This window comes from Thalassoglobus polymorphus (assembly GCF_007744255.1).
GTDB classification, from domain to species: Bacteria; Planctomycetota; Planctomycetia; order Planctomycetales; family Planctomycetaceae; genus Thalassoglobus; species Thalassoglobus polymorphus.
On the sequence record NZ_CP036267.1, the window covers coordinates 5,884,187 to 5,907,304 of the forward strand.

18 protein-coding genes are annotated in these 23,118 nt (G+C 51.5%); 9 read left to right on the forward strand and 9 right to left on the reverse strand.

Annotation, left to right across the window (positions count from 1 at the left end; genetic code table 11):
• Positions 1-425: 425 nt before the first annotated feature.
• Entirely contained in the window at positions 426-1,760 is a 1,335-nt protein-coding gene (locus Mal48_RS21310; protein ID WP_145204612.1) for a DUF1501 domain-containing protein, read from the forward strand.
• A 342-nt stretch (positions 1,761-2,102) separates the two neighbouring features.
• On the forward strand, positions 2,103-3,473 hold the full coding sequence (locus tag Mal48_RS21315) for a Gfo/Idh/MocA family protein (RefSeq protein ID WP_145204615.1): 1,371 nt from the start codon (positions 2,103-2,105) through the stop codon (positions 3,471-3,473).
• An 85-nt stretch (positions 3,474-3,558) separates the two neighbouring features.
• Here the strand turns inward: Mal48_RS21315 and Mal48_RS21320 are convergent, their stop codons facing one another.
• The 6 genes from Mal48_RS21320 to xylB form a co-directional block, all read right to left on the reverse strand.
• Positions 3,559-4,482, reverse strand: a complete 924-nt coding sequence (locus tag Mal48_RS21320) for a metallophosphoesterase family protein (protein ID WP_145204618.1) — start codon at positions 4,480-4,482, stop codon at positions 3,559-3,561.
• Between the two features lie 226 nt (positions 4,483-4,708).
• Positions 4,709-6,091 carry a phytoene desaturase family protein gene (locus tag Mal48_RS21325; protein ID WP_145204621.1) on the reverse strand — a complete coding sequence of 461 codons (1,383 nt, stop codon included), beginning with the start codon at positions 6,089-6,091 and terminating at the stop codon, positions 4,709-4,711.
• A 244-nt stretch (positions 6,092-6,335) separates the two neighbouring features.
• Entirely contained in the window at positions 6,336-7,601 is a 1,266-nt protein-coding gene (locus tag Mal48_RS21330) for a beta-ketoacyl-[acyl-carrier-protein] synthase family protein (RefSeq protein WP_145204623.1), read from the reverse strand.
• Positions 7,602-7,756: 155 nt separating this feature from the next.
• Complete coding sequence (locus tag Mal48_RS21335; protein WP_145204626.1) at positions 7,757-7,981, reverse strand: hypothetical protein; 225 nt, start codon at positions 7,979-7,981, stop codon at positions 7,757-7,759.
• Between the two features lie 113 nt (positions 7,982-8,094).
• Positions 8,095-8,592, reverse strand: a complete 498-nt coding sequence (locus Mal48_RS21340; protein WP_145204630.1) for an HYExAFE family protein — start codon at positions 8,590-8,592, stop codon at positions 8,095-8,097.
• A gap of 75 nt (positions 8,593-8,667) precedes the next feature.
• A complete protein-coding gene (xylB, locus tag Mal48_RS21345; RefSeq protein ID WP_145204633.1) occupies positions 8,668-10,215 on the reverse strand; it encodes a xylulokinase in 1,548 nt (515 codons plus the stop codon).
• Between the two features lie 237 nt (positions 10,216-10,452).
• On the opposite strand from xylB, the gene Mal48_RS21350 reads away from it, so the two are divergent.
• From Mal48_RS21350 to Mal48_RS21360, 3 genes are all read left to right on the forward strand, one after another.
• Entirely contained in the window at positions 10,453-11,586 is a 1,134-nt protein-coding gene (locus Mal48_RS21350; RefSeq protein ID WP_145204636.1) for a S1C family serine protease, read from the forward strand.
• 257 nt (positions 11,587-11,843) lie between these two features.
• Positions 11,844-12,584: an RsmE family RNA methyltransferase gene (locus tag Mal48_RS21355; protein ID WP_145204640.1), complete on the forward strand. Its 741-nt coding sequence runs from the start codon at positions 11,844-11,846 to the stop codon at positions 12,582-12,584.
• A gap of 321 nt (positions 12,585-12,905) precedes the next feature.
• A complete protein-coding gene (locus Mal48_RS21360) occupies positions 12,906-14,918 on the forward strand; it encodes a sigma-54-dependent Fis family transcriptional regulator (RefSeq protein ID WP_231739769.1) in 2,013 nt (670 codons plus the stop codon).
• A 145-nt stretch (positions 14,919-15,063) separates the two neighbouring features.
• On the opposite strand, the gene Mal48_RS21365 is transcribed toward Mal48_RS21360, so the two are convergent.
• Positions 15,064-16,386 (reverse strand): 3-keto-disaccharide hydrolase, encoded by a 1,323-nt coding sequence (locus Mal48_RS21365; RefSeq protein WP_145204643.1) that lies wholly within the window; start codon positions 16,384-16,386, stop codon positions 15,064-15,066.
• Between the two features lie 426 nt (positions 16,387-16,812).
• Between Mal48_RS21365 and Mal48_RS21370 the strand changes: the two genes are divergently transcribed.
• Positions 16,813-17,655 carry a hypothetical protein gene (locus tag Mal48_RS21370; RefSeq protein ID WP_145204646.1) on the forward strand — a complete coding sequence of 281 codons (843 nt, stop codon included), beginning with the start codon at positions 16,813-16,815 and terminating at the stop codon, positions 17,653-17,655.
• 147 nt (positions 17,656-17,802) lie between these two features.
• The gene (gene scpB / locus Mal48_RS21375; RefSeq protein WP_145204649.1) at positions 17,803-18,540 is read left to right on the forward strand and encodes an SMC-Scp complex subunit ScpB; all 738 of its coding nucleotides are present in this window, start codon (positions 17,803-17,805) and stop codon (positions 18,538-18,540) included.
• Positions 18,541-18,680: 140 nt separating this feature from the next.
• Here scpB and Mal48_RS21380 read toward each other — a convergent pair whose 3' ends face one another.
• Both Mal48_RS21380 and Mal48_RS21385 read right to left on the reverse strand, forming a co-directional pair.
• Positions 18,681-19,247, reverse strand: a complete 567-nt coding sequence (locus Mal48_RS21380; protein WP_145204652.1) for a hypothetical protein — start codon at positions 19,245-19,247, stop codon at positions 18,681-18,683.
• A gap of 86 nt (positions 19,248-19,333) precedes the next feature.
• Positions 19,334-20,452 (reverse strand): DUF1559 family PulG-like putative transporter, encoded by a 1,119-nt coding sequence (locus Mal48_RS21385; RefSeq protein ID WP_145204655.1) that lies wholly within the window; start codon positions 20,450-20,452, stop codon positions 19,334-19,336.
• Between the two features lie 576 nt (positions 20,453-21,028).
• Here Mal48_RS21385 and Mal48_RS21390 point away from each other — a divergent pair.
• On the forward strand, positions 21,029-22,084 hold the full coding sequence (locus tag Mal48_RS21390; RefSeq protein ID WP_197441890.1) for an Ldh family oxidoreductase: 1,056 nt from the start codon (positions 21,029-21,031) through the stop codon (positions 22,082-22,084).
• Positions 22,085-22,630: 546 nt separating this feature from the next.
• Positions 22,631-22,987, forward strand: coding sequence for a CsbD family protein (locus Mal48_RS21395; protein WP_197441891.1), 357 nt, complete (start codon positions 22,631-22,633; stop codon positions 22,985-22,987).
• Positions 22,988-23,118: the final 131 nt, after the last annotated feature.

Sequence of the window (23,118 nt, forward strand, 5' to 3'; positions counted from 1 at the left end):
TGAGCAAGCGAGCTCTTGCTGAGCACGCAATCCGTTTCAAAATGCTGACAAAATACAGATGCCAGCTTGCTGCCGCTGTATGCTAACCGCACAAGTGCACAATCTCAAACTGTGTGGGCCGTTTCATTAGCCGTCGCTGGTGTCTTGGAAAAGTGGCTTTGTGACTCTCAACAGGAGATCGGATCAATTTCTGGTCTCGACCTGCTTCGTGAGGGCCCTGTATGAAGCCGTCTCAATGGTCCTCGCAGGGATCTTCACAGGCTCTGGAATCATCGAAGATGCTCTGTTTTGTAGAAATTTGAAAATAGATTTCGCACCAATTGCTGGGAATTCGTATCCTTGTAGAAGAGTCTCTCATGTGACACCTTGGTTTTCTGGGTGTTGCGTCTCGATCGAATTTCCTTGCTCGAACAGCTGGCAAACTCATGCTGACTCAACAACGCCGCGATTTCTTAAGGCTCATGGCAGCCGGATTTTCCGCCACATCCCTGTCGGGATGGTTTCCGTTGTTGGCGAATCAACGGGAAGCGAAATCGCCCAAGTCCTGCATTTTGCTCTGGATGCCGGGTGGGCCAAGTCAGGTGGACACCTTCGATCCGAAGCCAGACCATGAAAATGGTGGCGAATTCAAGGCGATTCAGACCTCTGTTCCTGGAATTCAGATTGGTGAGCACTTGCCGCAGGTCGCTCAAATGGCAGAGCATCTGGCGATTATCCGTTCAATGAAAACCAAAGAGGGCGATCACGGTCGGGCCTCCTACCATTTGCGAACGGGCTATCTGCCAGCCGGGACGATTCAATATCCCACACTCGGGGCTCTGTTAGGGAATGAGTTCAAGTACAACCGTGCTGGCATCCCCAACTATGTCAGCATTCTCTCCAACAATTTTCTCAACCCGGCAGCTTTCGGTTCTGGATTCTTAGGCCCTCAGAGGTCTCCGCTACTTGTTGGTGGAAACAATCCCGGTCCCGGTGGAGACGATGCTCCGGAATATGGAGCGCCACTGGAAGTGAGCAACGTTCGACTCCGTGAGACGGTCACGGAATCGCAAGCGAAGTCGCGAATGGAACTGCTGAAATTTGTCGAAAATCAATTCGTTAAAGACCGTCCCGGTTTGCCAACGGAAAGCCATCTCACAGCGTACGACCAAGCTGTGCAGATGATGAACTCCAGTGCGATGTCTGCCTTTGATCTCAGTGAGGAAGCTCCTGAAATCCGCGATGCTTACGGGAAGAATCGCTTTGGTCAAGGATGCCTGCTGGCACGCCGACTCGTAGAACGTGGCGTCCCTTTTGTCGAAGTTGCACTGGGGGGACCGAACGGAGAAAACCAAATCGGCTGGGATACGCACCAGGACAATTTCTCTGCTGTTCAGGCTTTGTGTGAAACGCTCGACCCCGCTTGGGCGATGCTGATGAAAGATCTTCAGGATCGTGGACTGTTGGAGTCGACGACGATTGTCTGGATGGGCGAATTCGGACGGACTCCGAACATCAACCCGCAAACCGGTCGAGACCATTTCCCGAACGCCTGGAGTACGGTTCTCGCCGGTGGTGGAATTCAGGGAGGACAAGTTTATGGCGCAACCAACGACGCAGGTATGGAAGTCGTTGAGAACCCGGTCGCTGTCAATCAATTGATCGCCACCGTGATGGGGGCAATGGGGATTGATCACACCAACCAAAACATGTCCGCCATCGGGCGTCCCATCCGCCTCGCTGAACCCGAAGTCGAACCGATAGCGGAACTCTTGGCGTAGCCACGACTCTTCTTATGACTGGTTGTCTCAGCATGCCTTTGCGTCTGTCGAACAGGTTTTACCTGTAAAATTACGAGTAAAGTCGCTTTTTCGCACAACTTGCTGTGAACCGGGGATATCGCCCTGTGGCTGGTAAAGCATCGCGGAAAACCTTCTCCGCTCGCTGTCGAATCGGTGATTGATTAGAACAGATCCTGAAACCTGAAGTTTATCTCTCAAAGACCGAGGAAACTGACCATTTTACAAGTTTCCGGACTGGTTCTAAACTTATGTTGGAACAATCCCGAGATATGTTTTGACTATCAGCCTTCAGGCATCAACAGTTTATACGAGGATTTTGACATGTCAGGTTTTCAACAAACGTCACGTCGCCAGTTTCTTCAGGGAGTGGCAGCGACAGGAGTCGCCAGCTTGCTGCTTCCTGGGTCTCAACGGGCCTTCGGTTACCAAGCTGCCAATGACCGGCCGGTGTTTGCGACGATCGGCCTGCGGAATCAAGGTTGGTCGATCACCAATAAATCGTTCCAGTTTGCGGATTTCGCTGCTCTGGCAGATGTCGACTCAAACGTTTTAGGTGTGAATGTTGAGCGAGTCGAAAAGAAACAAGGCAAGAAGCCGGACGCTTACAAGGACTATCGAAAAGTTCTCGACCGCAAAGATATTGACGCTGTGATGATCGCGACACCGGATCACTGGCATACCAAAATCGCAGTCGAAGCGATGTACGCAGGAAAAGATGTTTACTGCGAGAAACCGCTGACACTGACGATCGACGAAGGAAAGTTGATCGAGAAGGTCGTTAAGGAAACTGGACGAGTTTTTCAGGTCGGAACAATGCAGCGATCCGAATCGGGTCAGCGGTTCTTGCAGGCGATTGCTCTGATTCGGGCTGGACGAATTGGAACCGTGAAAAAAGTGACGTGTGGAATTAACGGGATGGTGGCATCTCCTGTCATTCCGAAAACCAGCGTCCCCGAGGGGCTCGATTGGGATTTCTGGCTGGGACCGGCTCCGAAAGTCGATTACCGGGCACTCCCTAAACTTCGTGAAGGCTACGGTGGCGGCGTTCCGCTTTACAGTAACTGCCATTACTCATTCCGAAACTGGCACGAATACTCCGGCGGAAAGCTGACCGACTGGGGTGCTCATCATGTTGATATCGCAAGCTGGGCCCTCGGCGCCAGCGACACCGGTCCCAGCAAAGTGACACCCGTCGAGTACTCATTGCCTGTCGAGTACAAAGATGGTCACCCTGTTGCTGATGACCAATACAACGCAGCGACAAGCTTCAAGATTCGTGTCGACATGCCCAACGACGTCGAAATGATCATCACCAGCGAGGGGGACAATGGGATTCTCTTCGAAGGGACAGAAGGCCGCTTCTTTGTGAACCGCGGCAAAATCGTCGGGAAACCAGTTGAAGACCTCAAAGACAATCCACTTCCTGAAGGTGCGATTGAAGAGGTCTACGGTGGCAAAATCAGCAAGAACCACACCGCGAACTTCATCGAAGGGATGAATTCCCGCAAGCAGCCAATCTCCGATGTCTGGTCACACAACCGCATGCTGGAGATCTGTCACTTGTCGAACATCGCCATGCGATTAGGCCGGGAACTCAAATGGGATGCCGCCAAACGACAAATCGTTGGCGACGAGCAAGCGAATTCCTTCCTGTCGCGAGAAGCTCGCAAAGGGTTCGAAATTAACATGTAGTCTTTCGCAGCCAAATCGCTGGGTCTCTCAAGAGAGGCCCAGCGATCCTTGTGCTGAAAAGGGAACCGTTCGTGCGAACTGCCGATTACGTCAACGCGAATTCAAATTGTTCGTTGTTTTGACGGTGAGCGGGATCCATGGTGTGAAGCTGCAGCTTCATGGACTTCTCGTCCAGGTGAGCTGAAACCCAACCATTCGCCACCCCTTCCGAGAAGACATACGAAACGGCTGGCAAGTTCACGAGTTGCAGGTTGCCGACCTTTTGTCTGTTCCACTGATGGCTGTGGCCGTAAAAGAGAGCGCGGACGTTTGGACGAGCTTGTAAGATTTCGATGAGGGCATCGGTGTCCCACAGTCCAGTCCAGCGTCCACCTTTTGCTGGTTTTGTAAACTGGGGATTGTGGTGTCCCATCACAATTGCGGGCTTGTCGGGGCGGGCGTCAAGCTGTTTCGTCAACCATTGCAGTTGCTCAAACCCGACTTCACCCGCAACGTGTCCGGGTCGAATCAAGGTGTCGATGAGAAACCAGTTCGCGAACTGGCCTTCCAAAACGCCAACGTGCTTCACAGGAACCGGATTTTCTGCTGGGCGACTCTTTGCCATGTGTTCGTAGAGCGTCTCACGGTCGTCATGATTTCCCATGGTGAGATGAAGATGAACGCCCATGTCATCCAGAGGTTTCACGCAATCCGCGAAGTTTTGATACTCAGCCGGGAGCCCTTTCGATAAGGCACAATCACCGTTGATCATGAGGTTGGCAGGACGCTTGGGGAGTTGACCAATCTGCGCGACGACAGCTTTCAGATTGTCTGTCATGTTGATCCCGCGAGCTGTCCCGTCCGGACTTTGCGAGATGTGAGTGTCTGAAAGGAGAGCAAAGAAACGATCGTCAATGTTCGTCGCCTTCTCGTCAGCGCGAAGGGTTGTCGACATCACTGCCGCAGCACTCGCTGCAGAAACGTTTTTCAGAAAGAGGCGTCGTGACTGCGACCCCAGATGAATCGGCATGATGAGCTCCTGGATAAGGCGATAGCATTTTTCGAATTGGCATTCGCGTTCTGCCTCGTGGCGAACAGCAATTCCACTGGTGAAACGCGTTCATCACGGGCATATGGTAGAGCAAACTGCTCTAAAAAAAGGTGCTCTCATCTTAAGCCATCAAGAGATTTCTGTCACTGAATACAAAATCTGATGCAGGTTTTGTAGTACGGACTTCTTCCAATGAGGCAGGGAGTCAGCGGAGCAGGTGGTTGTTTGCCATTGTGATTCCCGAGAGCATTGAGCCGATGATGCCGAGGAAGCCCTGGTCGGTTCCGCACAGATACAGGTGTTCGATGGGGGTGGTGCCGTCAAGGACTTTGACTGGAGCGCCGTAGACCGCCCCTTTGAGATGACCGGTGAACTTCTTGATGGTGCGGGGGGTGAAGACGTCAACATCGACGATGTGGTCTTTGAATTCGGGGATATGCTGCTGAGCTGATTCGACCATCTTGGCGGTCCAGAATTCTTTTGCTTTGTAGTACTCTTCGTCGGGCAGATTCATCCAGTAGTCCGGGTTCGCCAGAGCGGTGATGCGGATGAATCCATCTTCGAGTTGCTCGTCATTGGCGTATCGAAAATTGTTTGGCGAACAGATAATTCCGCTGCGGACGTCACAAGGATCTTGTGGAGGTTCGTAGTGAAATTTCTCTTCGTTGTTGTAAAAGACGATTGTTTCTTCGTGTCCCAGGTCTTTGGGTTGCTTGTCGAGAACAAAAATGGCTTCGTTGAAAGAGACCTCGCCATGTTGAATGTCTGCGGTGGGAATTTCGTTTCCACAGAGCTCATACGTTTCCGCGACACCGGCAGAGGAGAGGACATTCTCAGCTTCAATGTGTGTTCCGTCATCGGTGATAACTCCGACAGCTTTTCCGTTTTCAACGACGATTTCCCGAACACCTTGTCGGAGTTTCAATTCACCGCCGAGTGATTTGAAGTGCCGTGTCAGCGTTTTCAGGATTTGCCGGACTCCATCATATGGGCGACCGAAACCTTCTCGGAAAATACTTTTGAACATGATTACGAACTGGTTGAAATCCATATCATGCGGCAAGGCAGACCCGTAAAACATCAGCGGACAGAACAGCATGTCGATGAGCAGCGGATCACTGAGAGTTTCACTTAAGACCTTGCGAGCGGAAATCGGTTTTTGGTCGAGATCGAGTTCGTTGAACTCTTCGATCCGCTGTACGAGTTGGCGAAATCCATCGGCCTGCGAAGGAAACTCATCACAGACAGCATCGAGGAACTGTTCGTAATTGTTGTCGAAGGTAATTCGATGGCCAGGAAAGACGACTGATGAGCCGTTTTGTGGAGAGAGGTCAAAATCGTCCCAGCGGAGACGCAACTGCTTGAGTAACTTCGCAAGTGGACCTTTACGCGTACCGGGGTCAGCGTAGTTTGTGACCGCATGCAGACCGACATCATAATTACGACCACGCAAACGATAGAACGAGTTGAGCCCTCCGATCGTCGTGTGGCGCTCGAGAATGCAGACCGATTTTTCGTAATAGGCCAAGCGAATCCCGGCTGCCAACCCGGACATTCCGGCTCCGATAATAAGAGTGTCGTATTTCACGTTTTTGCTTTCAGTTTTCGCCAGCCACTTCAAATGTCACTTCAAGAGTCAGGCTAACACTATCGTGTTTCTCGTGGGATGAATCGCCCACCTCCACGAGGCAGTTCACATACATTTTCAAAACTTCTCGATAGCAGATTCAATATCGGTGTTCGTGATCTGCATGGTAGTGAACAGCCTGTGGAGTCATGAAACTGACCTTCACGGGCATGACAAGCCTTGAAATGCTCGAAGTCGTGCTCCATCAATTTGTGACTCGTTTTAGCAGTCCGACTGCCAAATGTCCGCCGAATCCGAGTGATGTTTTGAGAAGATATTCGATTGGCTGACGAACTGCATGTCTGCCGGTGACTCGATTCGGGCATTCCGGATCGTGGTGATGGTGGTTTGCCGTGGGTGGGATGATCTGGTCCTTGATGGCACAAACGCTGGTCGCTGCTTCGACCGCTCCGGCTGCTCCCATGAGATGACCGATGGCCCCCTTGATTCCGAATCCAGAAGGTCTGTCTCCGAAGACGAGTTGGATTGCTCGTGCTTCGGTGAGGTCGTTCATGCGGGTCGCTGTCCCGTGGTAGCAAATGGTCGAGACCTGCCGGGGATGGACCTGATTCTTGTCCAGGAGTTTTTGGATCAGTTGCGCCAGAGTCTCACCGGTGGAGTCCACAGCTGTCAATCCTGTCGGATCACAGCCAATCAGGCCGTCAACCCATTCCGCCAGTGGTGCGGCTCCCCGCTCATTCGCCTGATCCCAGTCTTCGAGCACGAGTGCAGCGGCTCCTTCGCCTACCACAAAGCCACCTCGGTGCTGGTCAAACGGCCGGCATGCCTGCGCGGGGTCGTCTTCCGGTTTCGCCAGAACTCCCAGCCGTCTGTACGAGGCTAAAAGCCCGGCATGTAATGAACAATCGGTGCTGCCAGTGATTACGGTCGATGCATCACCGTGTCGAATCAGTTCAGCGGCTCGGATGAGACTGACCATGCCCGTTGCACAAGCGGCGACGGGGCAACTCGCCGGACCTTGCAGCTGAAACTCGTTCGCGACAGCAGTCGAGGGGCTGCTGGGGAAGAGAGCGCTGAGGTCCGGTTCTGCCTGACTCGCCCTGTCCTCATGCAGTTTCGCGAAGAGTTCGTCGGTCGCTCGCAAGTCTGTTTTACTTGTTCCGAAAACGCATCCAGCTGACCGTTGAAACTCAGGAGAAAGCTGAGCCTGTGCAATCGCTTGCCTGGCAGCCATGAGGGCAAATGTCGTACTTCTGGAGTCGTGCAGTCCGGGATTCTTGAGTTCGACACGAGCCCCATAACCTCGCACCCGCGATGGAATCTGTCTCGATTCGATTTCTTCTTCTGTGAGGAAGCGGGCTGCGGAATCCCCCCGCTGAAGTGCATCCCAAGTTGACTCGGTTTCTGTTCCGAGTGGGGTGACCAGTCCGATCCCGGTGACGGCGATCCGAACACGATTCACGTCCGCCTTGCGATGGGAGCGAGTCTTGTTTTCAGGTACGTGAGGCATGTCAGTGGGTGAAGACTTTCAGGGAAGGAATTCACCACAGAAGTATGAAGGTGAGAATTCACGAGAATTTTTGAGAACTGATCCGAAAATTTGAAATTGACCTTTGCATTCTGCCTCGTGACGAGCAGGACGCGAACACTCATTCGAAAAATGCTCTAGCTGCGATTACTGCTGCGACCCACTGCGAAGAGTGCGAGTCCGATCATCGCGACCGTGATGGCAATTTCGACCCATAAGGGACGTACGATGAATCCGCCGCCCGGGGAAGTTTGTACGGGAGCAACAACAGGAGCGGGAGCTTGTGCAAACAGGGACTGGCTCGCAATCATCACGAAGAAGATTGTAGAAAGAGCCAGCATGGTTTTTGTGTGTCGAGACATGGTTGTTTGACAGGTTGTTCTGGATTAGTTTTCAGCCTTGGCGAAAGGTCGAATCAACACGAATTCGTGTTGCTCGGGCCTCTCTCAGAGACTCTTCAAAGAGCACCGAAGGTTTACAAGACCGAAAGTATTGGATGCCGAAGCTTTCGGTAATCGTGGGCTCCCAAGTTGACCGTTTGCCAGCTGTGGGAGCGGGTTTTCATGGCAGCAGCGTAGTCCTGGGTCCAGACTCCGTAAAATGCATATCGTCGCTGCCGGAACTCCCATGTGATGTCATGGTACTCCATTTCTCGGGGCGTGAACACTTCGTAGGCAAAGACGAGCATGCTGCGAAAGTTCTCACCAAAGACTTGCTCCCACTCGAGCAGGCTGTGGATGTCGTCCTGCATGGTCCAGTTTTCCCAGAAGCCTGATTTCTGGGGAAATCGGCGTCCTTTCACATCAACGAGCAGGTTCGTGGAGGATTGCGAGTAGACGACAAAATCCATGGACTTCAGTGATGAGTCCTGATAGAGCGCCCGTTTTGACTCGTCGACAGCGACGTACGGTCTACGCATGAGACGCAAAAAGTTCTCAAACGCAACATCATAATGATTCGACCGTTTTGCCATTTATTAGAATCAGTCCGAAAACCTCTGGGATCGCTGTTTTCTCAACGTTTGAGGGAGCAAATTCAAGCTTCAGGGTCAGTTCTGGGATGTTCCCTGCACAAACTCTGCAATCGTCAGGTAGTCCGATTTCAGAGACTGATACAGTTTTTGATAAATTGGATAGGCCTGATTGTATGTCGCTTTGGCGGTCTCGCAAGGTTTTGTTTGCGTGACGACTCGAATTGTGGCCTGGCAGGCTTCAACAACATCGTTGTAGGCTCCGGTTCCAGCGGTCGCCAGAAGTGCAGCTCCGTAAGCGGGGCCTTCTTCAGCGTTGATGGTGACGACCTCTTGTCCATAAACATCAGCCTGGAGTTGCTTCCAGAACTGGCTCCGCGATCCGCCTCCTGACACCCGGATTTCTTCAACGGGAATCTGCATTTCGCGAATCAACTCAAGGCAGTCCCGCATGGCGAACGTCGCTCCCTCCATGACCGAACGTCCAAGGTGTGACTTTCCATGACGCAGGCTCATCCCGACCCAGGCTCCGCGTGCATTGGGATCGGCATGTGGCGTTCGTTCACCCGTGAGGTAAGGGAGGAAGAAGAGTCCTTCCGAGCCAGCGGGAGCTTGAGCAGCTTGAGTGGTGAGGAGTTCGTATGGGTCAACTCCCATGTCGCGAGCAACTGCAACTTCTGGCTGTCCGAACTGATTACGATACCATTGGAAGCTGCCGCCCGCTGAAAGGACGCAACCCATTACGTGCCATTTGTCGCGGACTGCATGGCAGAAGGTGTGAATGCGACCACCCGCGTCGATTTGGACTTCGTCACTATGAGCGAAGACAACACCGCTGGTCCCCATTGTTGCGGAGACAGCACCTCGACTGACGATTCCGTTGCCGATGGCACTGGCTGCCTGATCTCCGCCACCTCCAACGACCGGGACGCCTGCGGGAAGCCCAAGCTTTGTGGCGGCTGTCGACGTTAACGTTCCACTGACTTCTTCGGACTCATAAACTTTTGGGAGAAGTGCAGAATCGATCTCCAGCTTTGACAGGAGTTCGCTGGACCATTGTCTGGCTTTAACATCAAGGAGAAGCGTTCCGGAAGCGTCGCTCACCTCAGAGGCAAACTCACCGGTGAGGCGGTAGCGGACGTAATCTTTCGGGAGCAGGATCTGTTGGACTTGCTCATAGTGTTGAGGTTCGTGATTGCGTAACCACAAGATTTTGGGGGCTGTGAATCCCGTCAGAGCCGGATTCGCAACCAGCTTGATCAGAGCTTCTCGCCCGCCAGCACGTTCTTCAATTTCAGCACATTCGCGAGCGGTCCGCTGGTCGTTCCATAAGAGGGCACGACGGATCACTTTTCCTTCTTTGTCGAGAAAGACTGAACCGTGCATCTGCCCGCTCAGCCCGATCCCTTTGACCTCCTCGGGGGCGATGTTTCCTCGTTTCAGCACGAGTTGTACTGATTCCACTGAGCCCTTCCACCAGTCTTCCGGGTCTTGCTCAGACCATCCCGGCTGCGGGCTGTAGAGTGGGTATTCGACAGTCGCTGAGGCGAGAATCTCTCCATCCTCACGGACAGCGAGAGTTTTTGTCCCACTGGTACCAATGTCAATTCCGAGGTAAACGCTCATGTTTTTTTGCCGGGATGCAGGAAAGACGCGTATAATTCACTCAATTCTCCACAATGAGCCATTTGTTCACGCCATTTGTGCACTGTGCACACTGTGGAGAAATGAAGTTTAGCGATGACCAACCTGTTCAGCCAAGCAATTCAGCTGATCTCTTGACGATGCTCTCTTGACTGGGCTCTCAGCAAAGATCATTCTGGTTTTTGATTGATACGTCTTCACTCTTTAGTGTGGTGACTCATGAAACAACTGATTCCATTCCGCCGCGCCTCGCTCGTTGGGCTTTCTTTCTTGCTCTTGCTGCTGGTGTGCGTCGTCCCCTCTGCCTCAGCGGAAGGCCAGGCCGAGCAGTTGCGTCGACCGTTTTGGCTGCAAGGACAGCAAATGCGGAAAGCGTTCGCTCAAGCGGTGAAGGATCAGCGTGAACGTGTCGTGACACTCTACTCCGAAGAGGAAGAGGTCGCACTCGGAGCGATCGTTGAATCTGACGGTTGGATCGCGACGAAGGCGAGTCAGATTCAAAAAGCAACGCTGTGCGAGCTCTCAGACGGACGTCGAATCCCGTTCGAATATGTCGGCTTTGACATCGATCTTGATCTCGCATTATTGAAAATTGATGCCAAAGATCTGGAGCCGGTGGACTGGCAAACGGAGGAACCGAAAGTCGGAGAGTGGTTGATCACCACAGATTCCCGGGAACTCCCTGTGGGGGGTGGCGTGATGAGTGTCTCTCGACGGGAAATCCCTAAGTCCGAAGCACGTGGGGTGTTAGGGATTCAGTTGGAGATGGTGGAGGAGGCGATTGTCGAGCAGGTCTTTCCGAACAGTGGAGCAGAGAATGCGGGGCTGATCCCCGGAGATTTCATCGAGAAAGTCGGTGAGACCGAGATTCTCGGACGGCGACATTTGGTCGAAACGATTGCCACATATCGCCCGGGCGACACGATTTTGTTGCGGATTATTCGAGAAGAAAAACCTCTTTCGATTTCAGCAACATTGACTCATCCCTTTGGAGGCTTTCTCTCCAGGATTGCATTTCAGGAACAGATGGGAGGACCGCTCAGTTTTCGCCGTGATGACTTCGAAGCGGTCTATCAGCACGATACCGTGCTTCGACCCGAAGAGTGTGGCGGCCCGGTTGTGACTCTCGCAGGCAAGACAGTCGGAATCAACATTGCCCGTGCAGGTCGGACATCTACGTACGTTCTACCAGCTGATCTGATCGTGAATCGAATTGCAGACCTGAAAACAGGCAAGTTCCCTCCCCCGCTCGTCAAGCAGCCTGAGAGTGAAGAACCTGTTGGCGATGAATCTGCAAGTGATGACTCGACCGGAACCGATGATTCAGGAAGCGATAATTCTGATGAAGAATAAGCGAAGTCAAAGTGCCAGGTTGAGTCACTACGGAGAGGTTGAATACAAATTCTTCACGAGAAACCTGAATCTGCTCTCATGCCAGGCAGGTTCATCTCTGAAGCTCATCTCGCAGTTTTATCTCCTTTGAGCTCTTTCCGAAACTGTTTTATTCTAGAGCAAATCCAAAATATGTCTTAACAGTGCTGTCTCGTGGCATCAGCGTATGGACTTGTGAAAACGTACTTCGCTGACAAGAGAAACGTTGGAAATGTTCTATGGCTGACCGCTTTTATTTTGATGGAGACTGGAGAGACGTGGCAGCCAAGGGTGTCGTCAACTTGACAGGCTCGGAAGCACACCATCTTTCCAAAGTGCTCCGCAAGAAAGTTGATGATCTCGTTGAACTTTTCGACGGTCGAGGCCAGCAGGCGACGGCGAAGTTGATTCGGGTTGGGAAGCGTGATGCCGATCTTGAGCTATTGAATGCCCCACAACCCTGCGTAAAAAAGTTGCCTCGGGTGACTTTGGCAGTCGCACCTCCGAAAGGAGATCGCTTTCGTTGGTTGATCGAAAAAGCGACTGAAATTGGTGTCGCTCATTTCATCCCGCTGCGGACGGAACGCTCGGTTGTTCTCCCCGGAGGGACAAAACTGGAGAAGCTGCATCAGACAATGATCGCTGCCTGTAAACAATCGGGGCGAGACCAGTTCATGGAGATCGCAGCACCGATCGACTTGCAGCATTTGCCAGAGTCTCTCTCTGGAAATGACCAGTTGTACTATGGAGATGTTCCCCGGGAAGACATTGTGACTTCATTGAATGACAAAAATAGTGACGAAAATGGAGTCGTCGTTGTCATCGGTCCAGAGGGAGGTTTGACGGAGGCGGAAATCGACCAACTTCGCGAGTGGGGCGGACAGCCTCTCTCAGTTTCTCCGCACGTTTTACGTATTGAGACAGCCGCCATCGCGGTTGCGAGCCTGCTCGTCTCAAGCTTTTTGCTGCGATCTGACTGAATCAGACCAGCCTCAGAGCGTCTCCTATGCTTCACTTGTCCAGCGATAAGTTCTCACAAGTCCGTACGCTGATGCCAAGAGAGAGAACCTGAGCACCAATTCGGAAGATGCTCTGGAAACGCTAACAACACTCTGGACTCGGGTTGGGCGTCATGAGCTTTGGGGGCTTGTGCAGGTTTTGTTCGGGCGAATTGATGTCGTCGCCTTGACTACGCGTCTCTGTCGCGAAATAATGCCCAGCCATAAATTGGCGCAGTCAATTTAATGCGGTCTTCGTTTTGGCGAAGAGATCCGGTTTCGTGATCGTGTATGATCGACGACATGAAGACGGCTCATCGCAGTCACACAGAGTCGAGTACGCTGCTCTTTGAGCAGGGAAGCGGGAGCATTTCAATGGAGGATACTCAATGGATGTCGTGGGTCGAGGCCCCTTGGTTGCAACGGACAGCGACCTACTCTTCTCTGATCCGATTTTGTGAGCGACTTGTTCAGGTCGATCTCCTCCCCGAACTCGTCACCGAGATTGCAGCGGAGTTCGGTGTCCCTCGCTGTTCGTTGGTCGCTCGAAACCGGAGTTGGGAGACAATCGTCTCTCGTGGCGAGCCTTTGGCATCGTTGCCCGGGGCTTTGCTCGCCGATGTCGTCGACAAAGATGCTGCTGTCTGGACGACGTCTGCGGACGACAGCCCTGTGATGCTTTTGCCGACCGCTTCATCGGCCCAACATGTCCTCGTTCTATCGGGGCCGCGCCTCGATGCCTCTCAGCTGACAGAAGGTTTGGGTGTGGGGCGAGTGGTCGGTCAGCGACTGAACCAGCTCAATCGAGTCGCCAAAGCGGAACGCCATGTCGACCGCATGAGAACAATGATCGGTTTGGCGCACTCTTTCGCTGGGGAGAAAGATACGCAAACTCTTTTGGAACGGATCGCTGAAGAGGCCTGCAGGCTCTTAAAAACAGACCGTGCGAGTATCTTCATCTGGGACAAGGAACAAAAACTTCTCATCGCCTGTCCGGCGTTGGGTGTTGAGGGAGGCAAGCTCTTTCTGCCGGACAATAAGGGAATTGTCGGCGATACCATTCATGGTGCGAAACCGATCGTTGTCGATGATGCCTACACCGATCGGCGCTTCGACCAAACGGTCGATAAAAAAAGTGGCTACACCACACGAAACCTGCTTTGTGTTCCGCTCTTTGATGCAGATGGTGAGTGCATCGGAGCCTTTGAGCTCATCAATAAGCTGGATGGCGATTTTAACGATGATGACCTGAATTCGCTGCAGGATTTTGGTGTGCAAACTTCGATTGCCATTAAGAATACTCTGGAGTTGGAAAATCTGGTTCGCAGCAATCAGAACCTCACCGAGAGAGTCTCGACCGGTGTTGCAATTATCGGTGAGAGTGAGTCGATCAACGCTCTCCGTGGAACGATTGAACGACTCGCTGCGACTGATTTGCCAGTTTTGGTACTTGGAGAAAGTGGAACGGGAAAAGAAGTTGCTGCTCAGGCTCTGCATCATCAAGGACCGCGCGCGGCCCGACCTTTCGTCGCTGTGAACTGTGCAGCTTTGACAGAAACGCTTCTCGAAAGTGAGCTGTTCGGCCATGAAAAGGGAGCGTTCACCGATGCTCAGTCGACTCATGTTGGAAAGTTTGAACTCGCCGAGGGGGGGACGTTATTTCTTGACGAAATCGGAGATATGAGTGTTGGCGGGCAAGCGAAGTTACTGAGAGTTCTGGAGCAGAAAGTGATCACCCGCGTTGGGGGGACACAGTCGATTCCTGTCAATGTTCGCGTGTTGGCAGCGACGAATGCGAATCTGGTGGAAAGTGTTCGTGAGAAACAATTTCGGCAGGATTTGTACTATCGTCTAAGTGTTGTGACGATCGAACTTCCCGCACTGCGTGATCGTCCAGAAGATATCGTTCCGCTGGCGAATTTCTTTCTCAAACGATTCTGTGCAGACGCGAATCGTAAACCGCTACCGATCTCTTCCGATGCTGAGAAGCGATTGCAGATGCACGGTTGGCCTGGCAATGTGCGCGAATTACGGAATCTGATGGAGCGTGTCGCCTTCCTCTCTGCAGGAGATCGCGTCGAGGCTGAAGACCTTGCGTTTATTCTCAGCCCACAACGTGATGCATTCGACGATCTTTCTGATGGGATCGGGCTTGCTGAAGCGACAAACAAATTTCAGCGTGAGTACATCAAGCGAGCCGTCAAACGGATGCAGGGGAACATGAGCGACGCTGCGGAATTCCTCGACCTGCATCGCTCGAATCTGTACCGGAAAATGCGTCAGCTCGGAATGGAAGTTGATGACGTCAAACCGTAAGACTTGACTTGGGTGTTTGGCAGCTTGATAAGTTTCGGAATCGTTTCACAAAAAAAGCGTTGAAGAAACCTTGTGGTTTCTTCAACGCTTATCGTTCAGGCAGGCTGCAGGAGTCTTGCCCAAAAATGCTCTGTTGGAAGACGCTCTACTTGAGTTCTTTGATCATGACTTCGCGGAACTGGACGGCGTCGTTGTGGCCTGCGAATCCGAAGTAACCTTCTTTCAGGTTTTTGCCTGGATGCGTGTCGACCTTTGGGTCTTTATTTTTGTGCATGTAGTCCGTGATTTTACTCAGGTCTGTTTTCAGGATGATGTTACCATTCAACTCGACTGTGATTTCTGGACCAACAACTGTCACTTCCTGATAGTTCCATTCACCAGGCTCGTACAAGTAGCCACGAAACGCAGGTGCCATTCCGTATGCAGACCCGTGATATTGTCGTGGATCGAGCTTGGCGTACTTGGGGTGTTCTGAATCGAGAACCTGAAGTTCTGTCATGCCATCGAAGGCTGGGTTCCCTTTACCTGGGTAGCGAATGGCGAGTCCATTGTTGCCTCCGGGTGGAACTTTGAACTGCACGCTCGCCACGAAGTCGGCGTACTTCTTGTCGGTATGCAGAGTGCCACCTTTGCCTTCTTTACAGCGAATGCTGCCGTCGACAACTTCATAGTTCTCGGTCGGGCCGCTCCAGCCTTTCAGGTCTTTTCCGTTGAAGATGCTCTCGAAACCTTCTGCACGTTCTTCTGCGAGAATTTTCACAGCTTCCTTTGGAGTGAATTCTTTAATGGCAATGTTTCGCCACTGAATTTCACCACCGTGTGTTTGCAATTGAATCTGTCCACTCGCTCTCAGTGGAACTTTGCGTTCTTTATCCCAGTAGTTTTCCATGATGGCGTTGTCGACAACTTTTTCGCCGTTGAGCCAAACTGTTGTGCGGGCACCGATTTGACGAATTTTGAACTGGTTCCATTCTCCGAATGGTTTATCCATCACCTTTGTGGGGAATTTTCCAGGTGCTCCGGCGCTGTTGTTCCACAGTGCTCCTGAGCCTTTGTCGGAACCGTGTTTGAATGCAGGTTCATGGGTGTGGTCCCAAATTTGAACTTGCGGAGTGTTTTTCAGATAGATTCCGCTATCTGCAGTCGGGACAGTTTTGTAATCGATGAGTAATTCGTAGTCCCGGAAGGAATCGTCGGTGGTCAGGTAGGCTCCATGGCCATCGTTGACGATCGCTCCATCTTCCACTTTCCAGTGTTCAGAAATTGACTGATTCCACTCTTTCATCTTGGCAGCTCTGTCTTCTTCAGACATGGCAGCCAGTTGATCTGGATTGAAGTGTGGCATTCCGTGCCAACCTGTGAGGTCTTTTCCATTGAAAAGAGAACGGTAGCCTTCCGGAGCTTCGTTCTCTGCCGCTGCAAATGAGCAAAGGCAGGTCAGTGTGAGTAAACAGGCAGTAACGCGCAAGGTTCTTCCCCTTCAGGTCTTGGTAGTTGTCGCAATCCGATCGATCACAACGAAATTGGTATGGGTGTCTGTGATGGAACGGTCTCTGTCATCGTACTCTGTTCGATGTGGACACGCTTTGTCGACTTCGAAATATTTCAGCACGGCATCGGAAATTCATGATGAGAATCGAGTCTCTAAAAAGCGTATCGAACTGTTTCACGGTTTGCGAACCAAATTGAGGCAGATTGCTATTGTCCTAATTCCAGAAACTGGCATATTCTGCCGATTCAACAAATTGAAGTGGCGTTTTGCGAACGATCGCAATCGAGAGGAGTCAAACCCGTTGCTCCTTCCACTTCTTAATCCGTGACGAAAATCAACGAATTCTCGGTGATGGAAGTCACAGCCCCGAAACGGGAGTGTCCTGCCGGATGACAGGGATGGATGGCAGAACACGTGCACCGCATGGAGGTTAAGCACATGGGCAAATTAGGTAGCTCGCTTTTAACATTTCTGTTTTCCGTACCGGTAACAGCCGTCGGATTCATGGCGATTTTCGGAGTTCCACAAATGACTCCGCTGAGCGCATCACCAAGCGATGATATTGTGATTCGCGATCCATACGATCAAAATCCGTGGGGAGATCAACAGTCTGCCGGGCAGCAAACGCCTCAAGGACAACTTCAGGATGCGCCTTCGCATCATTCTGTACCTGCGTCTGTACCAGCAAATGGAAATGCATCTGCTCCTCCTTGGGGGCAGCAAAATGGAATGCAACAACAGCAGCAGATCCATACTCCAGATACCGCTCCTCAGAGAACGCTTCCGCCAGCACATTCACTGGGGAATCGGATGGTCGAGAACGCAACTCCACCGGTCTCGATTGGGAGTCCTCAGCAGTTTCCAAATCAACCAGTCAACGCCGGGAATCTCCGGACGTCAAACACCCAGGCAGGTTCGGTTTCGCATAACCCGTTTAACGAGATGAATTCAAGCCGACCCAGCAACACAACTGAGACTTCAGCTCAGTTGCTGACTTGGCATCAGGCCTCCGCTCGTTTAGCGGAACTCGGAATCCAGAAGTATCACCTTGAACGTGGCGGGCAAGAGGGTAACTTTTTGTTTGTGTGCCTGTATCGACCAGCCGATTCTCCGCAGGTGACTCACCGCTTTGAAGCAGAAGGGAACGATCCGCTCGTCGCCACGAATCAGGTGATCAGCCAGATCGACAACTGGATTCGAAAGAATTACCAAGCCAATAATTCCATTTCTGGTGCACGTTTTTAAGAGCGGTGATTCGTGAATTGAACACGATGTACTCACCCGATAGATATTGAAAATTTCTAACAGCCCTGTTTCACCATGATGTGAAAACCGTTGTGGCTCACTCGGTTTTAATCACTGAGTCAGGTTTTGTTAGCGTGAATGATTCCAATGTTGACGAAGCAAACAACGCAATTTGGCAATCCCTCAGGAACGTGCCAAGTTGCGTTGTCACGTTTGGGGAAAGTTGAATCTGGCTGGAAATGGCGTTTCCGAATTCGACGTGCCGCTGAACTGATCGCGAACACCTCTCAGGAATCGGCTACAACACGCTCACCGAAAATGGCTCGTCTGGAAGCTGCACTTTTCGTTGCAGAGCGGGCTCTTTCGCTTCGCAAGCTGACGCAAGTGGCAACTCTGGCAGATGTGAAAGAAGCGGCGTCACTGATCGAGCAACTCAATGCCAACTACGATGCCGATGGCTCAGCCTTTCGCATTGAACGCGTCGCGGTGGGGTATAAAATGTTTACGCTTCCGCGACTCTCAAAATGGTTGGACCGTATCCACGACCGCCAGTCATACATGAAACTCTCTCCGCCAGCGATGGAAACTCTCTCGATAATTGCTTATCGACAACCATGTACCCGGGCAGATGTGGAATCGATTCGAGGTGTTCAGGCCTCGGAAATGATCAAACAACTGATGGAAAAAAGTCTCGTCCGGATCGTTGGCGAAGACGACTCTCTGGGCCGACCCTATCTGTACGGGACAACAAAGCTGTTCCTGGAAACCTTCGGTTTGACCAATTTGAATCAACTTCCAATGGCAGACCAGTTGAGCAAACAACCGGAAACAGAGCAGGACGCCGATCTTACAGAAGACGAACAGCCAGACCAACAAGCCGCGTAGCTCACGATTCAGTCTTTCGGGCATAAGCCCAAGAAATGCTGGTTACCCTTTAGGGTTCCGTGTTCGACATGCCTGATTTCATGAGAATTCCGGTGAATGTCGAAAGATGGACTGGCCCGTTCAGCAAGCTGACTGCAGCGCTACTTGATTGTTAGTTCTGCTCGGTAAAAAGGAGTCGCAAATTTCAACGGAGAATTGGATTGGGAGATTTTTTCGTCAACCGTTTCTGGGTTATGCATCCAGCAAAGGCGTACTTCGTAGCGTCCAGGTTTCTCAGGGAACCTACAGTAAATTCCGTCCAGCCCGTTCCCTTTACGCGACTCCCATTCTCTTTTTCCCTTGCTGATTCTATTCTCATCATCAGGCAAGCCGAGAAGCTTTGATTTTCGAATCAACGGGTCTCCGGTATCAGGATCAGACTCAAGCAGAAGCATGCTGATGGTGGACCACTTTCTCGCTTCAGTAGTTACTTTGAGATAGCTCGCAGAAACGAGATATTCCTTTCCACCGGTAAGGATTATTTCTTCCTCTGCGGGATCTCGACCATCGATTTTGAAGGAGAGTTGTTCCAAGGTTTCATCGTGCAATTCAGGCAAAATCTGCGGGAGTGCTGCATCTTTGGAGCAACCGGGGAATAGCATGCCCGGAATCAAGATGCAGGTGAGGTTCAACACCCATTTTTGAATAGAGGTAGAAAAGTCAGTCATGGCGGAAGCATTCTGTTTCACAAGGAAGAGAGTCTCTTGTTGCTTCTGGTTTCGATTGAACTTTGTTCTGTGCAATGTTGTTTCTGTTAGAAAATCTGGGTGTTCGATTCCCCTCCTGAACGCGTCCCGAGTGCCCGCCAGACAGATTCGCTAACGTTTTCACTTGTGAATCGTACGGCACCATCCCCAAACAAAACGTTCACTCCACCACTGTGCAAACTACTCGCAGATTGTGCAGAGTACTTCAAGCTTTGCCCTTCAGGGTCAGGAACTCCGTTGTAGCAACTGTTCTGATTTGGTGTCAAAATGTGGTTGTAATTGAACCCACTGCACCCAAATGCAAAAGGTGTGCAAATCACTTGATTCCATGGGCCACCAAACCAAACTGGAGACTTGCGGCATGCCTCAGCAAACTCGTCTAATTGCCCTTCTCCACGAAAAGGATCTGTGGTTGCCATTCTTCGAAGGCGTTGGTCTTGCGTTGGCTTGAACGTCCCGGAAGCTGGGATCCCCTGCTCTTTGAACCCCCGGTGAAGTAGTCGTTCACTCAACGCAGCAGTCTGCGAAAGGCCGTCTCGAACGTCTGCTGGCCTGATTCCACCTCCATCCAGCCCCAAAAAACCATCACCATTTGGTTCTCCCCAGCCTGTTCTCATGTTCATGCGATAGTTGAGGGCCCGATTTCTCGCGATGGATTGAGCAGGGTCTGATGGACAAGAGTACACAGGGAACGAGATTCCCGGATAGTTATCTTCGGACCCAACTCCCTCGAGAGATGCCCCCAAGACCATTCCACTACCATTTTCAATCAGTTCCCATGCATTACGCTGCTCTAAGTATGGGAGGAGATCATAATTATAGCGAAAGCCGGGGAAGACTTTTTTCTCTTCCTGGAAACTGTGCATTGCAAGACCAATCTGGCGCAGATTGTTAGCGCATTGCATTCTCCGGGAAGTCGAACGAACTTGCTGCACTGCCGGAACTAGGATCGCCAGCAACAGGCCAAGCACTGCGATGCAGACGAGCATTTCAACGATCGTGAAACCGCCTCGCAATCTTGCCGATAATAGTTTGCGTCTTAACATTGAATCGACCGTAGACGCGTTATCTGGAACAGGGCAAACACCGTTCCTTTTTATTGAGGAGCGGGGCTGTAAATATGATTGTACCTTTGGTAGGCCGGGAGATATTACCTTTGTCTTCATCAGGAGATTCAATGGATGCTGATTCTTCAGCAGCGAGGTGAGTTTGTTCGCCAAAAGTGCCACTCGCAAAACGAATGCGACGACAAAAAAACAAAGTGGGTTTCGCTCAATTAAAATTAATCGGCGAGGGGAGGCAGCTTATTCATTTGAGAGGGCCACTTTTAAGAAGAGAGTTAACATGATGCATTTGCATTTCAGGATGCGAGATTAAAATGACAAAGTCAATAGTAAATTGAAATGACGTACACAAGACCCTGTTTGAACTCAGGTTACTCTGTTGACGTTGCTGGCTCCCCCCTCTCTTCAGGATTCTCTGTTCAACATTCCTGATTCCATGAGAATTCCGGTGAATGTCGAATCATGAACATATTGAACACGGAATTTCGAGTGACGAAGTGGTGAGTTGAGGCAGTCGGTTGGCTGTGGGGGGGCGATCTATTCTGAATTTGGCGATTTCTTCTCATACTGGTCGCCGTCAACTATACTGAGGGGCGAGTGATGAATCGGGGCGTCACAACGCGCTTTGCTTCAGCCTGTTCCACATTCATAGTCAGCCCAGTTGAGAAAACGTCCTCTATGCCTGTTCTTAATCAAAGCCAGTTATTCGAGCTCGCAAATCGGATTCTTTGTGGTGCAGGGATTCCACCAGAAGACGCGAAAATTGTGGCTCAGGAACTTTCCGATGCCAATATTGTCGGTCACGACAGCCACGGTGTCATGCGTTTGATGCAATACATTGACTTTGTACGCGATGGGCATGTGAAACCGAACGGAGAGTTCGAAATCGTGAAGCAGGGTGGAGCGTTTGCGATTATCGATGGGCACTTCAACTTCGGGCAGGTGACGGCTCGCAAAGGTCTGGCCTTGGGAATTGAAATCGCCCGGACCGCTGGGACAGCGACTGTGATGATGCGGAACTGCAATCACATTGGTCGGTTAGGAGCGTATACTCACGATGCTGCCGAGGAAGGCTTCGCTGCGATGATGTCCGTGAATGCTCCCGGACCTGGAGGGGTCGCTCCCTTTGGAGGGATGGAACGCCGCCTCGGGACAAACCCGATCAGCATGTCTGCACCATCGCTCAATGGGCATTTGGTTCTGGACATGACCACCAGTGCGACTGCCGAAGGAAAGCTGCGCGTCGCAAAACAATCTGGGCAATCGGTTCCAGAAGGGATGATCATCGACGGGCATGGAAATCCTTCAACCGATCCAAATGCATACTACGACAAACCTTTCGGTTCGATCCTGCCACTGGGTGGACCGCTCCTCGGACACAAAGGTTCGGGACTGTCGGTCATGGTCGATGTCTTCTGCGGGATGCTCTCGGGAAGCGGCGTCTGCCGAACGGATCTTCCTCGCGGTGCGAATGGTGTCTGGTTGTACTTGATCGATGTGGAACAGTTCTTGTCTCAAGATGAATACGATCAATGGATGAGTCAATATGTCAGCCACATTAAAGATTGCCCCAGACTCCCCGGCGTAGATGAAATCTTACTTCCCGGAGAAATCGAAGAGCGTCGCAAGGTCGAACGTCAGGCGAATGGTGTCAATATTCCAGATGAAACTTGGCGTCAGTTGAAAGAACTTGCTGCAACCTTGAATGTATCGCTCACGGCATTCCCTGATTAAGCAAGCTGCCGACTTCGATGATTCAGAAACCGGCTGCGCTCCAGAGCTGTTTGCTCTATCGTGCGCCGCTGAGGAACGCGCTTCACTCATAAAATTGCTGTTCCAGTGAGACTCCTGCGCCTGCTGGACTGCAAGTTCTCCCTGTTCGGGATGGTGGCTGTTTGTTCCGGGGGCTGCTCAGGCTGATCGCTTGATTGACCGGCAGTCTATTCGTTCTGGTCTCTCTTCGCTGAAGACTTGCAGATGACTGAACGTTTTTGCAGGTCTTTCTTTTTCACTCGGCGGGTCTCGACCGTCCGGGCCTCGATCATTTTCGAAAATCTATCTTTTCGTTGAGTTCTCTTTCAGATTTCTTTGGTGGCTGTTCTTTGGTGGAAGGTTGTGAAGCAGCTTGATTGAGAGCCGCTCATCTTTCGCTAAAAACTGCTCTGAAATTCACGTTTCTCTAGGGTTTTGGGCCCTTTTTGGGGATTGGCACGCAGTTCGCTCTTGTTGTCACTATGGCTGACGATGAATCAATCAACATCAAAGATAAGGGGAATCACAATGGTGACTCGCGAAGAACTGACAGGGAAATGGGAACAGGTCCAAGGAGAGTTGATCGAAAAATGGGGCGAGTTATCTGGAGATACACTCGACCAATTTCGTGGAAACACCGAGCAGCTGGTTGGGCTGATTCATGAAAAGACAGGCGTCGCGAAAGAAGAAGTTCAGAAGTACGTGGACAGCACGATTCAGAACATCTACGGCGCCTATGAAGGTGTGAGCGAGCAAATGGAAGTGCAACTCGACCATGCCAAAGATTTGGTGAGACGCAAGCCTATGGAATCGCTGGGCGTGGCACTCGGGGCTGGAGTCGTCACCGGACTTCTTGTTGGTTTGATTCTCTATCCTCGTCGGTAGTGTTTCGCCAAGGTTCTCAGGACTGCCCAGAACAGACGTTGTAATGGCCTCTCGGAGTCAGAGGCAAATTCAAGTTTCCGGGTGAGGTCTGAAACACGCTTCACGTGACAATACAACTTTAAAGGCAGGAG

Bases quoted from the DNA above. Each gene is read 5' to 3' on its own strand.
- Mal48_RS21395 (WP_197441891.1), top strand. From the start codon at position 22,631: ATGGTGACTCGCGAAGAACTGACAGGGAAATGGGAACAGGTCCAAGGA.
- Mal48_RS21390 (WP_197441890.1), top strand. From the start codon at position 21,029: ATGCCTGTTCTTAATCAAAGCCAGTTATTCGAGCTCGCAAATCGGATT.
- Mal48_RS21335 (WP_145204626.1), bottom strand. From the start codon at position 7,981: ATGTCTCGACACACAAAAACCATGCTGGCTCTTTCTACAATCTTCTTC.
- Mal48_RS21360 (WP_231739769.1), top strand. From the start codon at position 12,906: ATGAAGACGGCTCATCGCAGTCACACAGAGTCGAGTACGCTGCTCTTT.
- Mal48_RS21340 (WP_145204630.1), bottom strand. From the start codon at position 8,592: ATGGCAAAACGGTCGAATCATTATGATGTTGCGTTTGAGAACTTTTTG.
- Mal48_RS21370 (WP_145204646.1), top strand. From the start codon at position 16,813: ATGGCAGAACACGTGCACCGCATGGAGGTTAAGCACATGGGCAAATTA.
- Mal48_RS21330 (WP_145204623.1), bottom strand. From the start codon at position 7,601: ATGCCTCACGTACCTGAAAACAAGACTCGCTCCCATCGCAAGGCGGAC.
- Mal48_RS21355 (WP_145204640.1), top strand. From the start codon at position 11,844: ATGGCTGACCGCTTTTATTTTGATGGAGACTGGAGAGACGTGGCAGCC.
- Mal48_RS21350 (WP_145204636.1), top strand. From the start codon at position 10,453: ATGAAACAACTGATTCCATTCCGCCGCGCCTCGCTCGTTGGGCTTTCT.
- Mal48_RS21385 (WP_145204655.1), bottom strand. From the start codon at position 20,452: ATGAAGACAAAGGTAATATCTCCCGGCCTACCAAAGGTACAATCATAT.
- Mal48_RS21315 (WP_145204615.1), top strand. From the start codon at position 2,103: ATGTCAGGTTTTCAACAAACGTCACGTCGCCAGTTTCTTCAGGGAGTG.
- Mal48_RS21310 (WP_145204612.1), top strand. From the start codon at position 426: ATGCTGACTCAACAACGCCGCGATTTCTTAAGGCTCATGGCAGCCGGA.
- Mal48_RS21320 (WP_145204618.1), bottom strand. From the start codon at position 4,482: ATGCCGATTCATCTGGGGTCGCAGTCACGACGCCTCTTTCTGAAAAAC.
- scpB (WP_145204649.1), top strand. From the start codon at position 17,803: ATGTTGACGAAGCAAACAACGCAATTTGGCAATCCCTCAGGAACGTGC.
- xylB (WP_145204633.1), bottom strand. From the start codon at position 10,215: ATGAGCGTTTACCTCGGAATTGACATTGGTACCAGTGGGACAAAAACT.
- Mal48_RS21380 (WP_145204652.1), bottom strand. From the start codon at position 19,247: ATGACTGACTTTTCTACCTCTATTCAAAAATGGGTGTTGAACCTCACC.